General features: G+C 69.9%; 16 protein-coding genes and 1 riboswitch. Of the genes, 7 read left to right on the top strand and 9 right to left on the bottom strand.

The genetic code is table 11. The features are described 5' to 3' along the window. Positions 1-159: 159 nt before the first annotated feature. A complete protein-coding gene (locus tag VF106_RS29735) occupies positions 160-1,614 on the bottom strand; it encodes an AlkA N-terminal domain-containing protein (protein WP_330843186.1) in 1,455 nt (484 codons plus the stop codon). A gap of 97 nt (positions 1,615-1,711) precedes the next feature. Further along, on the bottom strand, positions 1,712-4,921 hold the full coding sequence (locus tag VF106_RS29730) for a S8 family serine peptidase (RefSeq protein ID WP_330843185.1): 3,210 nt from the start codon (positions 4,919-4,921) through the stop codon (positions 1,712-1,714). 157 nt (positions 4,922-5,078) lie between these two features. On the opposite strand from VF106_RS29730, the gene ychF reads away from it, so the two are divergent. Continuing rightward, positions 5,079-6,161, top strand: a complete 1,083-nt coding sequence (gene ychF / locus VF106_RS29725; protein WP_330843184.1) for a redox-regulated ATPase YchF — start codon at positions 5,079-5,081, stop codon at positions 6,159-6,161. Here ychF and VF106_RS29720 read toward each other — a convergent pair. The 3 genes from VF106_RS29720 to VF106_RS29710 form a co-directional block, all read right to left on the bottom strand. Then, complete coding sequence (locus VF106_RS29720; protein ID WP_330843183.1) at positions 6,151-6,729, bottom strand: Uma2 family endonuclease; 579 nt, start codon at positions 6,727-6,729, stop codon at positions 6,151-6,153. The two genes, ychF and VF106_RS29720, sit on opposite strands and share 11 nt — an antisense overlap. 281 nt (positions 6,730-7,010) lie before the next feature. After that, positions 7,011-7,226, bottom strand: a complete 216-nt coding sequence (locus VF106_RS29715) for a hypothetical protein (protein ID WP_330843182.1) — start codon at positions 7,224-7,226, stop codon at positions 7,011-7,013. Between the two features lie 66 nt (positions 7,227-7,292). Further along, positions 7,293-7,988 carry an NIPSNAP family protein gene (locus VF106_RS29710; RefSeq protein WP_330843181.1) on the bottom strand — a complete coding sequence of 232 codons (696 nt, stop codon included), beginning with the start codon at positions 7,986-7,988 and terminating at the stop codon, positions 7,293-7,295. 70 nt (positions 7,989-8,058) lie between these two features. Here VF106_RS29710 and VF106_RS29705 point away from each other — a divergent pair, with 70 nt between their 5' ends. Then, positions 8,059-9,636 (top strand): alkaline phosphatase D family protein, encoded by a 1,578-nt coding sequence (locus VF106_RS29705; protein WP_414639092.1) that lies wholly within the window; start codon positions 8,059-8,061, stop codon positions 9,634-9,636. 15 nt (positions 9,637-9,651) lie between these two features. Then, the gene (locus tag VF106_RS29700) at positions 9,652-10,083 is read left to right on the top strand and encodes a hypothetical protein (protein WP_330843179.1); all 432 of its coding nucleotides are present in this window, start codon (positions 9,652-9,654) and stop codon (positions 10,081-10,083) included. Here the strand turns inward: VF106_RS29700 and VF106_RS29695 are convergent. Then, a complete protein-coding gene (locus VF106_RS29695; protein ID WP_330843178.1) occupies positions 10,073-10,369 on the bottom strand; it encodes a 4a-hydroxytetrahydrobiopterin dehydratase in 297 nt (98 codons plus the stop codon). The two genes, VF106_RS29700 and VF106_RS29695, sit on opposite strands and share 11 nt — an antisense overlap. 36 nt (positions 10,370-10,405) lie before the next feature. Further along, positions 10,406-10,522: riboswitch (TPP riboswitch) on the top strand. Between VF106_RS29695 and VF106_RS29690 the strand changes: the two genes are divergently transcribed. The 3 genes from VF106_RS29690 (at position 10,515) to VF106_RS29680 (ending at position 14,253) form a co-directional block, all read left to right on the top strand. Next, positions 10,515-11,543: a thiamine ABC transporter substrate-binding protein gene (locus VF106_RS29690; RefSeq protein WP_330843177.1), complete on the top strand. Its 1,029-nt coding sequence runs from the start codon at positions 10,515-10,517 to the stop codon at positions 11,541-11,543. It overlaps the preceding riboswitch by 8 nt. A 158-nt stretch (positions 11,544-11,701) precedes the next feature. Continuing rightward, the gene (locus VF106_RS29685) at positions 11,702-13,234 is read left to right on the top strand and encodes an ABC transporter permease (protein ID WP_414639091.1); all 1,533 of its coding nucleotides are present in this window, start codon (positions 11,702-11,704) and stop codon (positions 13,232-13,234) included. Further along, the gene (locus tag VF106_RS29680; protein WP_330843410.1) at positions 13,231-14,253 is read left to right on the top strand and encodes an ABC transporter ATP-binding protein; all 1,023 of its coding nucleotides are present in this window, start codon (positions 13,231-13,233) and stop codon (positions 14,251-14,253) included. Before VF106_RS29685 ends, VF106_RS29680 begins: the two co-directional genes overlap by 4 nt. Here the strand turns inward: VF106_RS29680 and VF106_RS29675 are convergent. The 3 genes from VF106_RS29675 to VF106_RS29665 are packed head-to-tail and all read right to left on the bottom strand — an operon-like array spanning position 14,215 to position 17,194. Further along, positions 14,215-15,090, bottom strand: a complete 876-nt coding sequence (locus tag VF106_RS29675) for an ABC transporter permease subunit (RefSeq protein WP_330843176.1) — start codon at positions 15,088-15,090, stop codon at positions 14,215-14,217. The genes VF106_RS29680 and VF106_RS29675 overlap by 39 nt on opposite strands. Further along, positions 15,087-16,097, bottom strand: a complete 1,011-nt coding sequence (locus VF106_RS29670) for an ABC transporter ATP-binding protein (protein ID WP_330843175.1) — start codon at positions 16,095-16,097, stop codon at positions 15,087-15,089. Before VF106_RS29670 ends, VF106_RS29675 begins: the two co-directional genes overlap by 4 nt. Positions 16,098-16,111: 14 nt before the next feature. After that, positions 16,112-17,194: a LolA family protein gene (locus VF106_RS29665; RefSeq protein ID WP_330843174.1), complete on the bottom strand. Its 1,083-nt coding sequence runs from the start codon at positions 17,192-17,194 to the stop codon at positions 16,112-16,114. A 141-nt stretch (positions 17,195-17,335) separates the two neighbouring features. Between VF106_RS29665 and VF106_RS29660 the strand changes: the two genes are divergently transcribed. Beyond that, positions 17,336-18,049, top strand: coding sequence for a response regulator transcription factor (locus VF106_RS29660; RefSeq protein ID WP_330843173.1), 714 nt, complete (start codon positions 17,336-17,338; stop codon positions 18,047-18,049). Positions 18,050-18,140: the final 91 nt, after the last annotated feature.

Here is an 18,140-nt window from a genome sequence, read left to right as displayed (position 1 = left end):
CGAGGCACGGCCATGTCCAGGCCTTCCTGCAGCGCCCGGTTCAGCCAAGCGGGAGCTGGCGAAGCCGGATCGACTAGGTTGCCTGTGACGCAAGATGAGTCACCGCGGTCCGGCGGTGTGCTGAAGGACGCCTTCCTCGCATGGCGCCAGTTTTACGATCTACGCCGCTGACCACAGGTGCATGCCGGCGTAACTGCGCCACGGGCGCCAGGCGCTTGCATGCGCTGACAGTTCGTCCGGCGTCGACGGCAGTCCCAGGTTCGCGGCTCCCTTGCGCAACGCGACGTCCCCGGTCAACAGCACGTCCGGCGCGCCGAGCACGCGCATCAGCACATACCCGGCAGTCCACGGCCCGACGCCCGAGAACCGTTGCAGTGCGATGGAAAGCTCGGTCGGATCGGAACCCACGTGCACGTCCAGCTCGCCAGCGGCGAGCGCAGCGTTCACCGTCAGGATCGTGTTGATCCGGCGTCGGGGCCCGGTCAGCACTGTCGCGCCGTGTTCGGCGATCGCCGCCGGCGTGGGGAACAGTCGGGTGAGTGGTCCGTCCGGTGTGGACAGTGGCTCGCCCAGGGCCGTGGTGAGCGTCGACAGGGCGGTGCGGGCCGCTGCCACCGAGATCTGCTGGCCTATCAACGCTCTCGTCACGATCTCGACGCCGTCGACCGCGCCCGGTAGGCGGAGGCCGGGGTTCTTGCGGATCTGTGCTTCCAGCGCGGGATCGGCACCCAGCACCTCGCCCACCGCGCCCGGGTCGGCGTCCAGGTCCAGCAGGCGGCGTAGGCGGGCCACCGCGCTGCCGAGGTCTCGCATGTCCGTCAGCGACAGCGTGCACGTCACGTGGCTCGGCGTGGGCGTCAGCCATGCGGTGCCCGTGCCGTGCGCCAGCCGCATCGTGCGGCCGTACGAGCCGTCCACGAACGCCTCAACGCCCGGGATCGCGCGGGCGTTCAGGAAGCCCAGCAGGCCCTCGTAGTCGAACGGCTCCCGGTACGGCAGGCGCACTGTCACCTTGCCCGCCGTGGTGGGCGTGCGGTGGCGCTTGGCCGCCGCCGTGCGTAGGCCCGTCGGGGTCGTGGCGAACACCGTGCGGATCGTGTCGTTGAACTGGCGCACGCTCGCGAAGCCCGCCGCGAACGCGATGTCCGCCAAGGGAAGCGTCGTCGTCTCGATCAGGAGGCGGGCCGAGTGGGCACGGTGTGCTCTCGCCAGCGCCAGCGGGCCGGCACCCAGTTCCGCCGTCAGGACCCTGGTCACGTGACGTTCCGAGTAGCCCAGGCGGCACGCCAGGCCTGGCACGCCGTCGCGTTCCACGATGCCGTCCGTGATCAGGCGCATGGCCCGGCCGGCCAGGTCGGCTCGCAGGTTCCACTCCGGCGACCCCGGCACGGAGTCGGGCAGGCAGCGGCGGCACGCGCGGAAGCCGGCCTGCTGGGCGGCCGCCGCCGTCGTGAAGAACTCCACGTTGCTGCGTTTCGGCATGATCGCCGGGCAGGACGGGCGGCAGTAGATGCCGGTCGTGCGCACGGCCAGGACGAACTGGCCGTCGAAGCGGGCGTCCCTCGACATCGACGCCCGGTAGCACTGGTCCTCGTCAATCAGCACGACATCCATGCTGCCAGCGCCCACCCGCCGTGGCTCGCGGGATTCGGACATGAAGCGGCCGCCCCCGGGAACCCGAGGGCGGCCGCCGACAAACCGTGATGAACCGCTACGAGACCGAGCGGACGATCACCTGACCCGTCCCGACCAGCACGTTCGCGTCCGTGCGGATCTCGACGTTGCCGAGCAGGACCCGGCCCGCCGCGGGCACGATGCCCGGCGTCACCGTGCCGGTCACCGTCCACGCCGACCCGGCCGGGCGGTTCGCGTTCGCGTCGGTGATCGAGACCGAACCGAACGGAGCGCCGGTGAAGATGTCCAGGTAGTCGTAGCTCGTGGTGCCCGCCGGCACGGAGAAGCCGTCGATGATCACCTTCCAGGCGCCCGCCGCCGGGTTCGCAACCGTGACCGCCTCCTGCGAGCTGGAGCTCGTGCTGCTCGCGACCGTCACACACGTGCCGGTCGTGCATCGCTGCAGGATGAGGTCCAGGTCGGCCGTGACATCACTGGGGTTGCCGATCGTGGCCCGCAGCTGCGTCGCACCCGGCAGCACCTCGATCGGGAACTCGGTCGCCGCCTGGTCCGCGATCGACGGCCGCTCGATCCGCGCACTGCCGAAGTTCGTGCCGGAGGCCCGGCCGTTGAACGCCCGGAACGAGTTCGTCAGCGTGTACTGCCGCGACAGCGGCTGGTTCAGCTGTGCCGTCTCGATCGTGTCCGGGTTCGGCGACACGGCCGCGCCGAGCACCGACACAGCGAGCGTGTACGGGGCGAACGCCGTGTCCGATGTGCGCCGTGCCTCGACCACGATCTCCCACACACCCGGGGTCGGGTTCGTGAACGTGCGGGTCGTCGGGCTGTCCGTGCCGTTGCAGTTGCTGCCAGGCACCGGCGGGTTGTAGCAGTTCGTGGTGGCCGTGTTGCTCTCCACCGTGATGCCGAACGGGTGGTAGCGCAGGAAGCGGACCTGGCCGGCGCCCGGCGTGGTGCCACCGCCCTGCAGGTCCACCTTCAGCGCCGGCACGTTCGCCGGCACCCGCACGAAGTAGCTCACCCAGTCGTTGCGCCCGACCTCGCCGCCGTGCTTGACCTCGAAGCCGTTGGCCGACGTGAAGTCCTCGGCCGCGATCACCGTGTTCAGCGTCTGGTACTCGATGCCGGTGGTCATCGGGCTGTCGAGGTTCATGATCGCCGAGTGGATGCCGGCGCCACGCGCGTTCACCGTCACCCGGAACTTCACCGCGCTGTTCAGCGGCAGCGTGATGGCGGCCGGCGAGCTGAACGTGCCGTCGTTGCCCACCCAGTTGACCTTGTAGGTCAGCGGGTGCGTCACGCCGGAGGTCCGCTTGAACGTGTACTCGCGGACGTACCGGTCGCCGGACTTCACGCCCTCACGGTCGTAGATGCCGGAGCCGATGCCCGGCGTCGGGCGGATCTGGCCGGACAGGATCGTGTTGACCGGAACCGAGGAGCTGATGCTGACGGTCTTGATGTCCGCCTGGAGCAGGTCCCATGCCCTCTGCACGTTGATCAGGCCGTTGCCCTGCTCGTACGCCTGGTAGTTGCCCAGGTACCGGGCCGACGACTTCATCGCCGTGCGCAGCTGGTCGGGCCGGTGCGAGACGTCCTCCTGGACGGCCGCGCTGACCAGGACCGCCGCGGCGCCCGCGGCCTGCGGGGACGCCATCGAGGTGCCCTGCAGCATCGTGTAGCCCGGCGGCAGCTCGTACGTGCCCACGACCGGGCCGCCCGCCTGCCACGTCGGCGTCGTGGAGATCGCCGAGCCAGGCGCGATGATGTCCGGCTTGAACCCGCCTGCCTCGGTCGGGCCGCGGCCGGAGAACGGGTGCAGGTTGTCCTCCTGCGCGACGTCCGAGCCGTAGTTGCGCTGCCACGAGGCCTTCGAGATGTACGAGCCGACGCTCATCACCTTCTGGCCGAGCGACGGGCGGCTCGCGGTGTTCACGGCCGGGCCGTCGTTGCCGGCGGAGATGAAGATCTGCACGCCGAACTCGTCGATCAGGCGGTCGTACAGGTTCTCGGTGTTGGACTCACCGTCGTTGACCGGGTCGAGGCCACCGACCGACATGTTGAGCACGTCGACGCCGTTCTGCGCGGCGTAGATCATGCCCTGCTCCATCGCGTGGAGCGTGCAGCCGGTGACGAACAGGCAGACGCGGACCGAGACCAGCTTCGCGCCGGGCGCCGCGCCGTTCATGGTGCCGCCGAACAGCTTGTTGCCGGCGACGATGCCCGCGACGTGCGAACCGTGCTGGCTCGACACGATGCCGATGTTGACCGCCTGGTTGGTCTTGTCCGTCTGCACGACGAACGGCATCGACTCGCGGATCGGGGTGGCGGGGTTGTCCCGGCCGAACTCGCCCTGGTCGGCCTTGACCTTGTAGTTGGTCAGAGCCTTGTCGTCGGAGAAGTCCCGGTTCTGGTTGGTGTCCACCCACACCGTGTCGGTGGCGGTGTCCCACAGCACGCTGAACAGGCCCTGGCTGCCGGCCGGGTTGCCGTCACGGTTGACGTCGTTGCCGACCTGGCCGCCAAGGCGCGCGTCACGCTCGTTGAAGGTGCCGAACCGGAACGTCGACGGCTGCCCCGGCGCGGGGCTGCGCATGTCGATCCAGGTCGGGTCGTTGTCCAGGTTCACGCCGTTCGCGTTGAACGCGGAGTTGGTCGCGGTGACCCAGTCGGTGATCTTGCGCTCGCCGGTGCTCGTGGTGTTGAGCGAGGCGTGGCCGAGGTCGACGCCGGAGTCGATGATGCCGACCGTCACACCGCGGCCGTCGAACTTCGGGTTCTGCTCGACGAACTGGGCGGCGCCGGTCTCACCGGTCGGCATGTACGGGTTGACGGACGGGGTGTTCGCGCCCGGCGCCGGCTGCGGCGTCGGGTCGGAGATGCCCTGCGGTGCCGGCTCGCCGAGGTCGAACACCCGGTCGAGGTCGAGGTCGGCGAGCGCGGACAGCTTCGCGACCTTCTCCACCTTGTCGATCGGCACCTCGGCGCGGACGTACCCCACCTCGTCCGCGCGGAACTGGACCGTCGCCCCGGCCTTGGTGAGCTGGTCGACGCTCTGCGAGGCCTGGCCGTCCTTGGCGAGCACGAGCACGGTGACGGTGCTCTTACCCGCCTGCTCCGCCTGGATCAGCAGGTCACGATCCTGTTTCCCGAGCAGGTCCTCCGCGTCTTTGGTCGGCGCTGGGTCCGCGGCACTGGCGGTCGGCGTAATGGCGGTAAGCGAGATGCCGAGTACCGCCGCCGTGAACGCTGCGCCGATTCCCCGCCGGCGCGATTCACGTTGGGTCATCCCAAAGTCCCTCTTCTTGTTATCTGGGGCCCTGATCGAGTCCACAGGTGCTCACGGAGTGTTGTTGAGCTGCTTCAACCTGGCTAGGGTCCAAACGGTCTAATCCTTTGACAGGTGCAACGTCGGGGGGCTGAACGGGGCACGTACAGTTACGCCAGTGAGCTTGACCCTCGGGATCGTCGGGCTGCCGAACGTCGGCAAGTCGACCCTTTTCAACGCCCTGACCAACAACGACGTGCTGGCGGCCAACTACCCGTTCGCCACCATCGAGCCCAACGTCGGCGTCGTCCCGCTGCCGGAGCCGCGGCTCGACGTCCTCGCGCGCATGTTCGAGAGCGCGCGCGTCGTGCCGGCCACAGTGTCTTTTGTGGACATCGCGGGCCTGGTCCGCGGCGCGTCCGAGGGGCAGGGCCGGGGTAACCAGTTCCTGGCGAACATCCGCGAGGCGGACGCCATCTGCCAGGTCATCCGCGTGTTCGACGACCCGAACGTGGTACACGTCGACGGCAAGGTCGACCCGTCGTCGGACATTGAGACGATAAACACGGAGCTCATTCTGGCGGATCTCCAAACGGTTGAGAAAGCTTTGCCCCGATTGGAGAAGGAAGCCCGCACCCGTAAGGAGGCACGGCCCGTCCTCGAGGCCGTGAAAACGGCCCAGGCTGTGCTCGACAGCGGGCGCACCCTGTTCGCCGCGCAGTCCGAAGTGGATGTCTCGCTGTTCCGTGAGCTCTCGCTCCTCACCGTGAAGCCGTTCCTCTACGTCTTCAACGCGGACGAGGAGGTCCTGTCGTCCGCGGAACGTCGCGCGGAGCTGTCCGAGCTGGTGGCCCCGGCCGCCGCCGTCTTCCTCGACGCGAAGGTGGAGGCCGAGCTGCTGGAACTGGACGACGAGGAGTCCATGCGAGAGCTGCTCGAGTCGATCGGCCAGGACGAGCCGGGACTGCACTCCCTCGCCCGCGCCGGCTTCGCCACGCTGGGCCTGCAGACCTACCTCACCGCGGGCCCGAAGGAGTCCCGGGCGTGGACCATCCACAAGGGATGGACCGCTCCCCAGGCCGCGGGCGTCATCCACACCGACTTCGAACGCGGCTTCATCAAGGCGGAGATCGTCTCCTACGACGACCTGGTCGAGGCCGGCTCCATGGCCGCAGCGAAGGCGGCGGGCAAGGTTCGCATGGAGGGCAAGGACTACACCATGGCCGACGGCGACGTGGTCGAGTTCCGCTTCAACGTCTAGTCGGGAACAGGCTGTCCAGGTCGATCGTGATCGGGAACGGCACACTCAGTTCGAGCTTGCCGCGGACGATGCCGACCGGAGCGTAGGTCGTGGTCGGCTCGTCCAGTTCATAGACGTGCGCGACTGGCCGGTTGTTCTCTTCCTCGACCAGCCAGTAGTGCTTGATCCCGGCTTCGGCGTACTTGCGCAACTTGACTGTGCGATCGCGGTGCTCCGACTCAGGCGACGTCACCTCGACGACGAGTACCACGTCCATGGGAGAGAACCAGGTCCGACTACCGTCGACAGGTGCCGTCGTGGCGATGATGTCGGGCTCGGGTCGATTGCGGTCATCCAGGCGGATGGTGACCTCTCGATCCACCTCGGTGCCGTCTGGCGCCAGCGCGGTGAGCACGTTGGTGAGTGCCGTGGCGACACGGGCGTGCCAGACCCGCTGCGGTGACACCACGAAGACGAGCGCGCCGTCGATCAGTTCGGTATGGCGGGGAGCCTCGGGGAGGCGATCCAGATCCTCCGCGAACCAACCCTCCGTGCGCGGAGGGCGCATCCAGTCTGGCAGCGAGGTCATGCATCAAAGCTAGTGTGTGTCACGCCGCTGCGCGGCCGTCGGACACGGTGTCCACGGCGACGTCTCTTTGCCGAGCCAGCTACCCGGGCTGCGTCCAGATTTGAGGCCGGGTCCATCAGATTGCTGTCTCATACGCCAGCCGGGCACGCCTGCGGCCGCGAGCCAGGGACTGGTCGCGGTCAACGGGCGTGGCCGTGGTGAAAATGTCCGATTCAGGCCGGCGCTTGAGCCGTGAGCACGTGGTGAGTGCTGTGACGCAGGGCAGTCGTGCCCCTTTGTGCCTAGACCGCTGCGCGGCCGTTGGTTGTCTTCGTTGCGATGATGGCCGCCGCGCGGATCGCCTCGTGTAGCTGCCACACCGACTGGGCCGGAAGGTAGAAGCCCTCGCCCGGTGGGGGCACGACGGCCACCCGGCCGTCGGACACGGTGACCACGAGGGTGCGTTCACGCTCTAGAGCGTCGACCACGGGCACTTCCCAAATATCCTGCGCACTCATCGTGACCTCCTGACGGGGTGCTGACCGGAGGGTCGCGCGAGTGCCAACAGTTGTTACGACGACGCCCTAACGGAGTAGTGACCGATCTGTCGGGGACAGTTGCAGCTGCTCCGGCGGGCGTGCTAGCTGCTTGGTCAGCATCGGCAGTGTGTCGTGTGTCCATCGTGGCTCGCGGCCGAGTTGGCGGACGTGCTCGCGCAGCTCGTCCTGGCCGGGGAACGACGCGATCCACGCCACCACGTTCGCGTCCTCGCGGAACGGGAGTGCGGGGAAGTTGTTCTCCGCGTGCAGGGTGCGGAGCACGGCGAGGGGCGGGGCGCCCGTTGCCGTCAGCATCGGCTCGGCTTCCGCCGCGAAGAAGTCAAGGAACGCGTCCTCGCCGCCCGGGGGCAGGTGGTACAGCGTGATCGTCACCAGGGTGGTGGGGCCGCCGCGGTCCTGGCCGGTCAGGTCCAGGTCCTTGACCGGGTGCAGCAGCAACACGTCGTCCGAGTCGATCATCGTCGCGTTGGCCGCGCCGCCGTGTTCGCGCCACACCGGGCCGCCGTAGAACGCGGGCAGCGCCGCGCCGCGCGTCGGCATGTCGGCGAAGCCCCGCAGCCACACGAAGCGGTCGGCGTCGTCGCGGTCGCGGAACTGGCCCAACACCTGCGCGCCGACGGCCTCCTGGGTCTCGACGAACTCGCGGTCGAACAGGTCGATCAGCTCGTCGCGCCGGCCAGGGCGGAGGGTGTACTGCCGGAGCTCGAGAACCTCAGCCATCCCCGCTCCCTCATGCGGTAACTCAACCAGGTGGGTGACACCTTATTGGCACGTCTTGTTTGATGGTGCAGTGCCCACACTGCTGATCGGCCCGCTGTTGCGTCACGTCGACTCAAGGTCGGCCTCCGTGTGGGTGGAGACAGACCAACCGTGCACCGTCCGCGTGGCTGACGCCGAGGCACGCACGTTCACCGTCGCCGGGCACCACTACGCGCTCGTCGCGGTAACCGGGCTCGAACCGGGGACGAGCACCCCGTACGAGGTCGCGCTCGACGGCGACACCGTCTGGCCGGCCGACGGGTATCCACCCAGCCGGATCCGCACCTTCCCGGAGGGCGGCGACCCCCAGTTCTCGATGCTCTTCGGTTCGTGCCGGATGCCCGACGACCCCGTGTTCGGCGCCGACGCGCTCGCCACCTTCGCCCACCGGATGCGAGACCAGGACGAGCGGGACTGGCCGGACACCCTGATGCTGCTCGGTGACCAGGTCTACGCCGACGAGACGACCGAGGCGACCAAGGAGTGGCTCGCCAAACGCCGGTCGGTCGACGAGCCGCCGGGGCAGGAGATCGCGAACTTCGAGGAGTACACCCACCTCTACCACGAGGCATGGCGCACGCCGCCGGTCCGCTGGCTCATGTCCACCGTGCCGACCTCGATGATCTTCGACGACCACGACGTGCGGGACGACTGGAACACCTCGCAGGCCTGGCGGGACGAGATGTCCAGCACGTCCTGGTGGCACGAGCGGGAACGCGGCGCGCTCGCCAGCTACTGGATCTACCAGCACATCGGCAACCTCAGCCCGGACGACCTCGCGCAGGACGAGCTGTACCAGAAGGTCACCTCGATCGAGGGGGACGCCGCCGAGCTGTTGCACGACTTCGCCGAGCGGGCCCGGCAGGAGGTCAACGGCAACAAGGGCACCCGCTGGACCTACCGGCGCGACTTCGGCAACGTGCGGCTCCTCGTGATCGACACCCGGTCCGGTCGCATCCTCGACCGGGGCGCGCGGAAGATCGTCAGCGACCGCGAGTTCGAGTGGATCGAGGAGAACGCCCACGGCGACTTCGACCACCTGCTGATCGGCTCGTCGCTGCCGTGGTTGCTGCCGCACGCCATCAGCCACCTCCAGTCCATGAACGAGGTCGCCTGCCGCCGACCGGGCTGGCGCGGCAGGCTCGCCGAGAAGGTGCGACAGGTCGGCGACCTCGAGCACTGGGCGTCGTTCCGCGCCTCCTCGGACCGGCTGGCGCGGCTGATCGAGCGGATCGCGCGGACCGACACCGCGACCATCTCCGTCCTGTCCGGGGACGTGCACCACGGGTACGCGGCGCGGGTGCGTTTCCCGGAGCCGGTGAAGGCGGCCGTGTACCAGCTGGTGTGCTCCCCGGTGCACAACAAGCTGCCGCCGTGGCTGCGGCCGTTCTTCCGCGTCGCGTGGTGGCGCCCGCTCGCAGCGGTCACGCGGTGGTGGGCGCACCGGAACTCCGAGCCGCAACCCGTGGAGTGGGAGAAGATCTGCGGCCCGTACATCGGCAACATGGTGGCCACGCTGCGCACGAACGGCAGGACCGCGGAGATGGTGATGGAACTCGCGAAGACCGACACCGAACTCGTACCGCTCGCCACCGTCCCGCTGACCTGACTGGAGAACGCGCCCGTGACCACGCCCTACGGGCCGCCGTACGGTGGCTACCCCGCTGGACCGCCGCCCGCGATCGGACGGTTGGTCGTCCAGTCCTCATACCCCGCGACGGGGTTCCTGTTCGCGCTGACCGGCGTGCAGGTGGAGATCAACGGGCAGCCGTCGAAGGTCTCGTGGGGAGAGGTCCCGTTCGACCTGCCCGCGGGGAACTACCACCTCCGGGTCTCGGGCCGCTGGTTCGGCGTGTTCGGGGCGGCGGAACTGCCTGTCGCCGTGTATCCGGGACAGGCCGTCACCGTGTACTACCGCACGCCCGCCTTCAAGTGGATGCGTGGCGGGATCGGGTTCACGCCGCAGCAGACCCCTGGCCGAGGGTGGATGGTGGCGATCAACATCGTCGCGCTGCTCTTCGTCGTCTACGTGATCGTGTCGCTCGCTACGAGCTGAGCGCGGCGACCACGCCGTCGATCTCCTCCGCGAGGGACACGTCGAGTGCGGTGATGCCACCTTCCGAGTGCGTGCTGCACCGGAACGTGAGCGTGCGCCAGCGGATGTCGATGTCCGGGTGGTGGTTGTCGTTCTCGGCGATCTCCGCCACCCGGTTCACCACCTGGATGGCGTGCGGGAAGCTCGCCAGCTCCACCTCACGCACCAGCGCGCCCTCGTCCAGGCGCCAGTCCTGCAGGCGACCGAGGGCCTTGCCGATCTCTTCGTCACTGAGCAGCTGGGGCATGCGTCCAATGGTGCCGTCTCGGGTCTGGGTACGCTGGATGGACCACACGGGAGCCCGGAAGCAGCCGGGCTGAGAGGAGGGCCTGAAGAGCCCTCGACCGTTCGAACCTGATCCGGGTCATGCCGGCGCAGGGAGGGAGGCAGCGATGCGTTTTCGCGTACTCACGGTGGCGCTGGCGGCGGTCCTGGCCGGCTGCTCGCTGGGCGGCGGCGGTGACGACCAGGGGGAGCGGAAGGTCGTGCTCGTCACCCACGACTCGTTCGCCATGGGCGAGGACGTGCTGGCCGCGTTCACCAGGGAGACCGGCATCACGATCGACGTCCGCAAGGTCGGGGACGCCGGCGCGCTCACCAACCAGCTCGTGCTGACCAAGGGCAACCCCATCGGTGACGTCGCGTACGGCGTGGACACCACGTTCGCGTCCCGGGCGCTCGACGAGGACGTGTTCACCCCGTACGAGGTCAAGGCCGACGGCCCGGCCGACTACCAGCTCGACGACACGAACCGGCTCACCGCCGTCGACCTCGGCGACGTGTGCCTGAACGTCGACCCGGCCGCACTCGCCGCGAAGGGTGTGCCCGAGCCGGCCGGGTACGCCGACCTGGCGAAACCCGAGTACAGGGACCTGCTCGTGGTCGAGGACCCGGCGACCTCCTCGCCCGGCCTCGCCTTCCTGCTCGGCACGATCGCGGAGTTCGGCGAGGACGGCTGGCAGGACCACTGGCGCGCGCTGAAGGCCAACGGTGTTCAGGTCGTCAGCGGCTGGGAAGAGGCCTACACGCAGGCCTTCTCCGGCTCGTCCGGCAAGGGCCCGCGTCCGATCGTGGTGTCGTACGCGTCGTCGCCGGCCGCCGAGGTGGCCGAGGACGGCACGCCACGCACCAAGGCCGTGCTGGACACGTGCTTCCGGCAGGTCGAGTACGCCGGGGTGCTGAACGGCGCCAAGAACTCCGACGACGCCAGGAAGGTCATGGACTTCCTGCTGTCCGAACAGTTCCAGTCGCAGGTGCCCGACCAGATGTACGTGTACCCGACGCGGAAGGGCGTTGCCCTTCCCGAGGCCTGGCAGAAGGCGGCGCCGCTGCCGACCGCGCCCGCCGAGCTGCCGGCCGAGGAGATCCAGCAGAACCGGGAGCGGTGGATCAGCGAGTGGCGCGGCATAGTGCAGGGCTGAGCGGGCCGCCGGTGTCTGGACTGAGCGAGCAGCGGAGGCCGCGAGCGAAGCGAGCCGCCGAGCAGCGCAGGGAGGGAAGACACCGGGTACAGGCCCGCGAACGCCGAGCGGAGCGAGGCAATTCGGCACAGCCCCCCGGCATTGCGCTCATCGCGTTGGTGCCGTTGGGGTTTCTCGCCGTCTTCTTCGTGTGGCCGGTCGTCGCGATCCTGCGGCTCGGCCTCGCGGAAGGCGGTGTGCTCGACACGCTCGCGACCGGGGAGGTGTGGCGGGTCGTCGGGTTCACGGTCGCGCAGGCGGCCGGCTCGACGGCCGTCGCCGTCCTCGCCGGGATGCCGGTCGCGTTTCTGCTGGCCCGCACGAGGATGCCGGGCCTCGGGCTGGTGCGTGTGATCATCCTGGTGCCGTTCGTACTGCCGAGTGTCGTGGTGGGCCTGGCGTTCCGCGCCCTGATGCCGGACGGCGGGGTCTGGGCGATCGTGTTGGCCAACGCGTTCTTCAACGTGGCGGTGGTGGCGCGCACGGTGGCCGGGCTGTGGACGCACCTCGACCGGCGCGCGGAGGACGCGGCACGGGGACTGGGCGCGTCCCGGGCGCGGACGTTCACGAGCGTCACGCTCCCGGCGCTCGCGCCCGCGATCGGGTCGGCCGCGGCGGTCGTGTTCCTGTTCTGTGCCACCAGTTTCGGTGTGGTGCTGATCCTGGGCGGCGCTCGGCTCCGCACGCTGGAGACCGAGATCTACCTGCGGACCGTGGAACTGCTCGACCTGTCCGGTGCGGCCGCACTGTCGTTGCTGCAGCTGGGTGCGGTCGTCGCGGCGCTCGCGATCGGCGCGGTCGCGCGTCGCCGCAGGGAGACCGCGCTGAAACTCCGTGGCAGGGCGGAGTCGGCCCGGCGGCCGGCCGGCGGTGAGTGGGTCGTGGTGGCACTCGCGTACGGCGTCGTCGCGGTGTTGCTGGTGCCGGTCGGCACACTCGTCGCCCGCTCTTTGTCGACATTGGACGGCTGGCGGGCGCTCACCGGTTTCGGGTACGAGGGCTCGTTGGAGATCTCCGGCCTCGACGCCGTACGCAACTCGCTGGCGGCGGCCACGGACGCGACGGTCCTCGCGGTCACGCTCGGCACGATGGCCAGCGTGGTGCTGGTTTCCCTGGCGCGTAACCGGGTTCGGTACGTCGAGGTCGTCGACACCGCGTTCATGCTGCCGCTCGGCGTGTCCGCCGTGACCGTCGGCTTCGGCTACCTGATCACGCTGGACCTGCTGCCCGGCGACCTCCGCACGTCCGCCGCGCTCGTTCCGCTGGCACAGGCACTCGTGGTGACACCGCTGGTCATCCGCATCATGCTGCCGGTGCTGCGGTCGATCGACGAGCGGCTCCGACAGGCCGCCGCGTCGCTGGGCGCCGGCCCGTGGCGGGTGTGGCGGGAGGTGGACGTGCCGATGGCCGGCCGGTCGCTGCTGACCGCGGCCGCGTTCGGTTATGTGGTGGCGCTGGGGGAGTTCGGCGCGACGAGCTTCCTCGCCCGGCCGGACACGGCCACGCTTCCGGTCGCGATCGCGCGGCTGATCTCGCGGCCGGGAGAGTTGAACAACCAGATGGCGTACGCGGCGTGCACACTGCTGGTGGTGGTCACCGTCGCGGTGGTCGCGCTCGTCGAATGGGTACGCGTGCCGGTGGGAGAGTTCTGATGCTGGCGGTAGCCGGGCTGACCGTGCGCTACGGCGCGTTGACCGCGGTGTCCGAAGTGGACATCGAGGTGGCGGACGGCGAGGTGCTGGCGCTGCTCGGCCCGTCCGGCTGCGGCAAGTCGACGCTGCTGCGTGCCGTGGCCGGCCTCGAACCGCCGTCGGCTGGCGTGATTCGTTGGGACGGCACGGATCTCGCGGGTGTTCCTGTGCACCGTCGCGGCTTCGGGCTCGTGTTCCAGGACGGGCAGCTGTTCCCGCACCGGAACGTGGCGGGCAACGTGGCGTTCGGGCTGCGGATGCGCAGGCTGCCGGGCAGGGAAACGCGGGTGGCGGAGCTGCTGGAGATGGTCGGCCTCGCCGGCTACGAGCACCGCAGGGTGACCGAGCTGTCCGGTGGCGAACAGCAGCGGGTCGCGCTGGCCAGGGCACTCGCGCCCCGGCCCCGCCTGCTGCTCCTCGACGAGCCGCTGTCCGCGCTGGACCGGGCCCTGCGTGAACAGCTGGCGATGGACCTGGCCGCCGTGCTGCGGGTGGCGGGCGCGACCGCGCTCGTGGTCACCCACGACCACGACGAGGCGTTCACGCTCGCCGACCGCGTGGCGGTCATGCGGGCCGGGAGGATCACACAGACCGGTCCGCCGGAACAGGTGTGGCGGCACCCGGTCGACGAGGACACCGCCCGTTTCCTCGGCTGCGGCCTGTTCGTGCCCGGGGAGGTCCGGGACGGGGTCGTGACCTGCGAGCTGGGCTCGGCGGCGCTGCCGTGGGCGCCGGACGGCGAGGTCACCCTTGGCCTGCGCCCGACCGCGTTGCGGCTGGCGGAGACGGGGATCTCCGGCAAGCTCATCCGGTCCGTGCACCGCCGCGACCACGTCCGACTGCAGGTCCGCCTGGACGGCACGGACCAGCTGGTCGACGCGGTCGCTGGTATCGCCGAGACGCCAGGGGACCGGGTCCACCTGGCGCTCGACGCGGACGGGTTAGCCGTCCTTGGTGGACATTCTCGCCAGGGCGAGTGAGTAGCCGATCAGGATGTAGCAGGCGGCCCGCAGCACGCCGTCGGTCAGGTTGTCCGGCGGGATGGGGTCGCGGAGCACGTCGGCGAGTGTGGCGTTCCAGCCGTCGGTCAGCAGCACCGGATGTAGCCAGCTCAGCCCGGAGATGTTGTTGAGAATGCTGAAGATGATGATGCCGCCGAGTGTCGAGGCCATGACCACCAGCGGGTGTTCGGTCGCCGACGAGATCGCCAGCGCGACCGCGGCCACCGCCCACACCTGGATCGTCACGAGCACGACCAGCAGCCCGATCCGGCCGATCGAGTCCCAGAACGGCAGCGTGGTGCCCGAGAACGTGACCATGCCCCCGCCGCCGAGGATCGTGAGGCCCGCGAGGACGCCGACGACCGCGAGGACCACCACCGCCAGGAACGTCAGCACGGCGACGCCGAACGCCTTCACGCCCAGCAGCCGCACCCGGCTCACCGGCGCGAGCAACAGCCCACGCAGGGCGCCGGTCTGCGTCTCGCCGGCGAGCGCGTCCGCCGACCACATGGCGCCCAGCATGGGCAGGAACATCGTCATCGACAGCACCAGCACGAAGACCGGCAGGATGAGGCCGTTGTCGGCGACCAGCGCGGCCACGCCGTCGATCACCTGGTCACCGGAGCCACCCTGCGCCGACGTGGACGCCACCGACATCGCGATCCCCGCGATGATCGGCGCGACCGCCAGCACACCGAACGCGACGAGCGTGCGTGGCCGGCGGATCATGAACCGCAGCTCGGACCGCAACAGCCGGGCGAGCGGCGCCCTGGTGCGCTGCTCCGTGACGAGCGACGCGTCCACCGCGAGTGTCATGGTCGCTCCTCGAACGTGTCCACTTCGGACAGCTGGGGGCCGGTGCCAGACGACTCGGTGAGCCGTGCGAACAGGTCCTCCAGCCCGGTCCGCTGCCGGCGCACCTCGTGCACCGCGACGCCCGCCCGCACGAGCGTGGCCACGACCTCCGGAGCGGTCGTCGCGGCCAGGTCGACCTGCACGCCGGTCGGCGCCTCGCGGGCCGGGATCCGGTTGTCCCGCAACGCGTTCACCGCGACCGTGACGTCCGGGGTGGACACCAGCAGACCGGAGTCGCCGGACTCCAGCAGCTCGGTCAGCCCGCCTTGAGCGACCACGGAGCCCTTGTGCAGCACGGCGACGTGCGTGCAGGTGGCCTCCACCTCGGCCAGCAGGTGTGAGGAGACGAGCACGGTGGTGCCGGCCGCGTGCAGATCGGCGATCACGGCACGGACCTCACGGGTGCCGGCCGGGTCCAACCCGTTCGTCGGCTCGTCGAGCACCACGAACTTGCGTGGGAGCAGCAGCGCGGACGCGAGTCCGAGCCGTTGCTTCATGCCGAGCGAGTAGCCGCGGTAACGCCGGTTGGCGGCCGCGGACAGCCCGACCCGCTCCAGCGCCTGGCCGACCGCACGCGGGATGTCCCTGCTCGCCAGGTGCGGTTCGGCGGCCGCGACCCGCATGAGGTTCTCCCGCCCCGACAGGAACGGGTGGAAGCCGGGGCCCTCGACCAACGCACCGACCTCAGGGAGCGCCCAGCCGGCGCCCTCGGGCATCTTGTGACCGAGCAGCTCGACCGAGCCCGCGGTCGGCAGGACGAGGCCAAGCAGCATACGGATGGTGGTGGTCTTGCCCGAGCCGTTGGGTCCGAGCATGCCGAGTACGGCACCGACCGGCACGTCCAGGTCGACGTGGTCGACCGCGACGGTGCTGCCGTAGACCTTCCGCAGGTTGCGGGTCCTGCCCGCCAGACGGGCGGGGGCCCCCGCGGCACTCACCGCGGGGGCCTCCTCCTCGATCTCGGTCATGGTGGTGAAGGTACTCACTTGACTGTCTTGATCGCCTCGACGACCACCTGCTCCGGCACGGCGCCCACGGCGACCTTGCCGTCCTCGGTGATCAGGGCCGTGCCGACGTGCGTCGTGATCACGTACCCGGTGCCGAAGCTCCCGGTCACCTTCTTGCCGACGGTCTCGAGCAGCCCGAACAGGTTCTGGTCGGACCGGCCGGACATGTCCTCGGCGGCAGACAGCGCCTCGGCCGGCACCTTGCCGGTGAGCACGATGTCCCAGCCCTCGCCGACGGTCTTCACGTCCGCCTGCGCCAGCAACTCCTCGAAGCCCTCGCCGCCCCGCGTCAGCTCCTCGTCGACGTTCTTCTCCGTCACCGTCGCCCCGGCGGGCGGGGTGAACGTGAAGAGGTTCGGGTCCTGAGCCTCGTGGCTGAACTCGGTGAACCCGATCTTCGCCGCCGGGTCGGCCTGCCCGTTGGCGAGCACCTCGACCGACATCGGGATCCGCAGCTCGGCGTCGACCGACACGCGGATCTCCCGCAGGAGCGTGCGCTCGGTCGGCTTCGGCGTGAGCACCAGCTGGTAGACCGGCCGGTCCGCGACCCGCGCGGTGCCGTCCACGGTCACCGTGGAGTCCTTCTGCATGGAGGTGACCAGCTCGGTCGCCGCGGCCGCCGGGTCGGCGAACTTGCCCTCGAGCGGCTTGTCGGTGGCCGCCTCGTCGTGCGGCACCTTGGTGACCGACTTGGACTCGGACTCCCACACCCACACGGTGGTGCCGTCGTCGATGATGGTCGTCTCGTCCTGGCGCCCTGGGACCGCGAGCCGCGTCCTGCCGGAGCCGTCGGCCCACACATGCGCGGCCTCCTCGCCGGGGGCGGCCGCCGGCATGCCGGGGATCGGCAGGCCGAGGTTGTTGTCCACCTCGACCGACCCGGAGAACGAGGGGATCTTCGCGTTCAGCACCGACTCGACCAGCGCCTCCGCGCTGACCTGCGGCAACGTCGGCGGTGCCTCCCCAGCACCAGCCGGCGTCGCCAGCACCACCAACCCGACGACCCCCGCCGCGGTTCCAGCCGCCGCGAACGACAGCGCCGCTTTCCTCGAGTTCATCTCTCACCCCTCGTGTCTTCGCTACCTGTGACATTGAGGTTGCCCCACGGTTACTGAGATGGCCCTGAGAGCGGCCGGTCACCTGAGAGTCTGCTGAGACAGCGACCCACGGCAGCGCCGTGACGGGGCATGCTTGTGCGCATGAGACCGCGCGTGCTGGTGGTTGACGACGAGCTGGGGGTCAGACGAGCGCTGCAGCGTGGGCTGGGAGCGGAGGGCATGGACGTCGTGACCGCCGCTGACGGGCCGTCCGCGCTGGACATCGCCCGGACCGGCGCGTTCGACGTGATCCTCCTGGACATCATGCTGCCCGGACTGTCCGGTTACCGGGTGCTTCAGGCGCTGCGAGCCGACGGCGTGACCACCCCGGTGCTGCTGGTGTCGGCGAAGGACGGCGAGATCGACCAGGCCGACGGGCTCGACCTCGGCGCGGACGGGTACGTCGTGAAGCCGTTCTCGTTCGTGGTGCTGGTCGCGCAGGTGCGGGCCGTGCTGCGCCGGGGCGCCGCCGAGGGGGCCGAGCGGCGGCTGAAGGTCGGCGAGCTGGTCGTGGACCGGGCCGTGCGGGAGGTGCGGTTCGCCGGGGAGCTGGTGCCGCTGTCCCCCCGTGAGTTCGCGGTGCTGGAGGTGCTGATCAGCCGGGCCGGCGCGGTGGTCACCAAGGACGAGCTGCTCAGGACCGTGTGGGGCGACGAGCTGGCGGCCACCCGCAACGCGGTCGAGGTCTACGTGGGCTACCTGCGGCGCAAGTTGGACGCCGCGGGCGCTGGTGGCATTGTGCGTACCGTGCGTGGCCACGGATACCTGGCGTCTTCCTCCGAGTTGGACGCCGTGCTCGAACCTCGAACGCGTTGAGCGGAGCTTGCGGAGCGATCATCGTCGCTCAGGACGGCGCCGCGACCGCGGAGGGCGCCGGTGCAGCGGAGCCTGCGGAGCGTTCCGGTGC

Source organism: Actinophytocola sp., from assembly GCF_036378875.1.
Lineage (GTDB): Bacteria > Actinomycetota > Actinomycetes > Mycobacteriales > Pseudonocardiaceae > Actinophytocola.
The sequence above is the reverse complement of the archived record's forward strand: the minus strand, read 5'-3'. Positions and strand labels throughout refer to the sequence as shown.

Coding starts and splice junctions, on each gene's coding strand:
- VF106_RS29735 (WP_330843186.1), bottom strand. CDS start 1,614: ATGGATGTCGTGCTGATTGACGAGGACCAGTGCTACCGGGCGTCGATG.
- VF106_RS29730 (WP_330843185.1), bottom strand. CDS start 4,921: ATGACCCAACGTGAATCGCGCCGGCGGGGAATCGGCGCAGCGTTCACG.
- VF106_RS29720 (WP_330843183.1), bottom strand. CDS start 6,729: ATGACCTCGCTGCCAGACTGGATGCGCCCTCCGCGCACGGAGGGTTGG.
- VF106_RS29715 (WP_330843182.1), bottom strand. CDS start 7,226: ATGAGTGCGCAGGATATTTGGGAAGTGCCCGTGGTCGACGCTCTAGAG.
- VF106_RS29710 (WP_330843181.1), bottom strand. CDS start 7,988: ATGGCTGAGGTTCTCGAGCTCCGGCAGTACACCCTCCGCCCTGGCCGG.
- VF106_RS29695 (WP_330843178.1), bottom strand. CDS start 10,369: ATGCCCCAGCTGCTCAGTGACGAAGAGATCGGCAAGGCCCTCGGTCGC.
- VF106_RS29690 (WP_330843177.1), top strand. CDS start 10,515: ATGCGTTTTCGCGTACTCACGGTGGCGCTGGCGGCGGTCCTGGCCGGC.
- VF106_RS29675 (WP_330843176.1), bottom strand. CDS start 15,090: ATGACACTCGCGGTGGACGCGTCGCTCGTCACGGAGCAGCGCACCAGG.
- VF106_RS29670 (WP_330843175.1), bottom strand. CDS start 16,097: ATGACCGAGATCGAGGAGGAGGCCCCCGCGGTGAGTGCCGCGGGGGCC.
- VF106_RS29665 (WP_330843174.1), bottom strand. CDS start 17,194: ATGAACTCGAGGAAAGCGGCGCTGTCGTTCGCGGCGGCTGGAACCGCG.
- VF106_RS29660 (WP_330843173.1), top strand. CDS start 17,336: ATGAGACCGCGCGTGCTGGTGGTTGACGACGAGCTGGGGGTCAGACGA.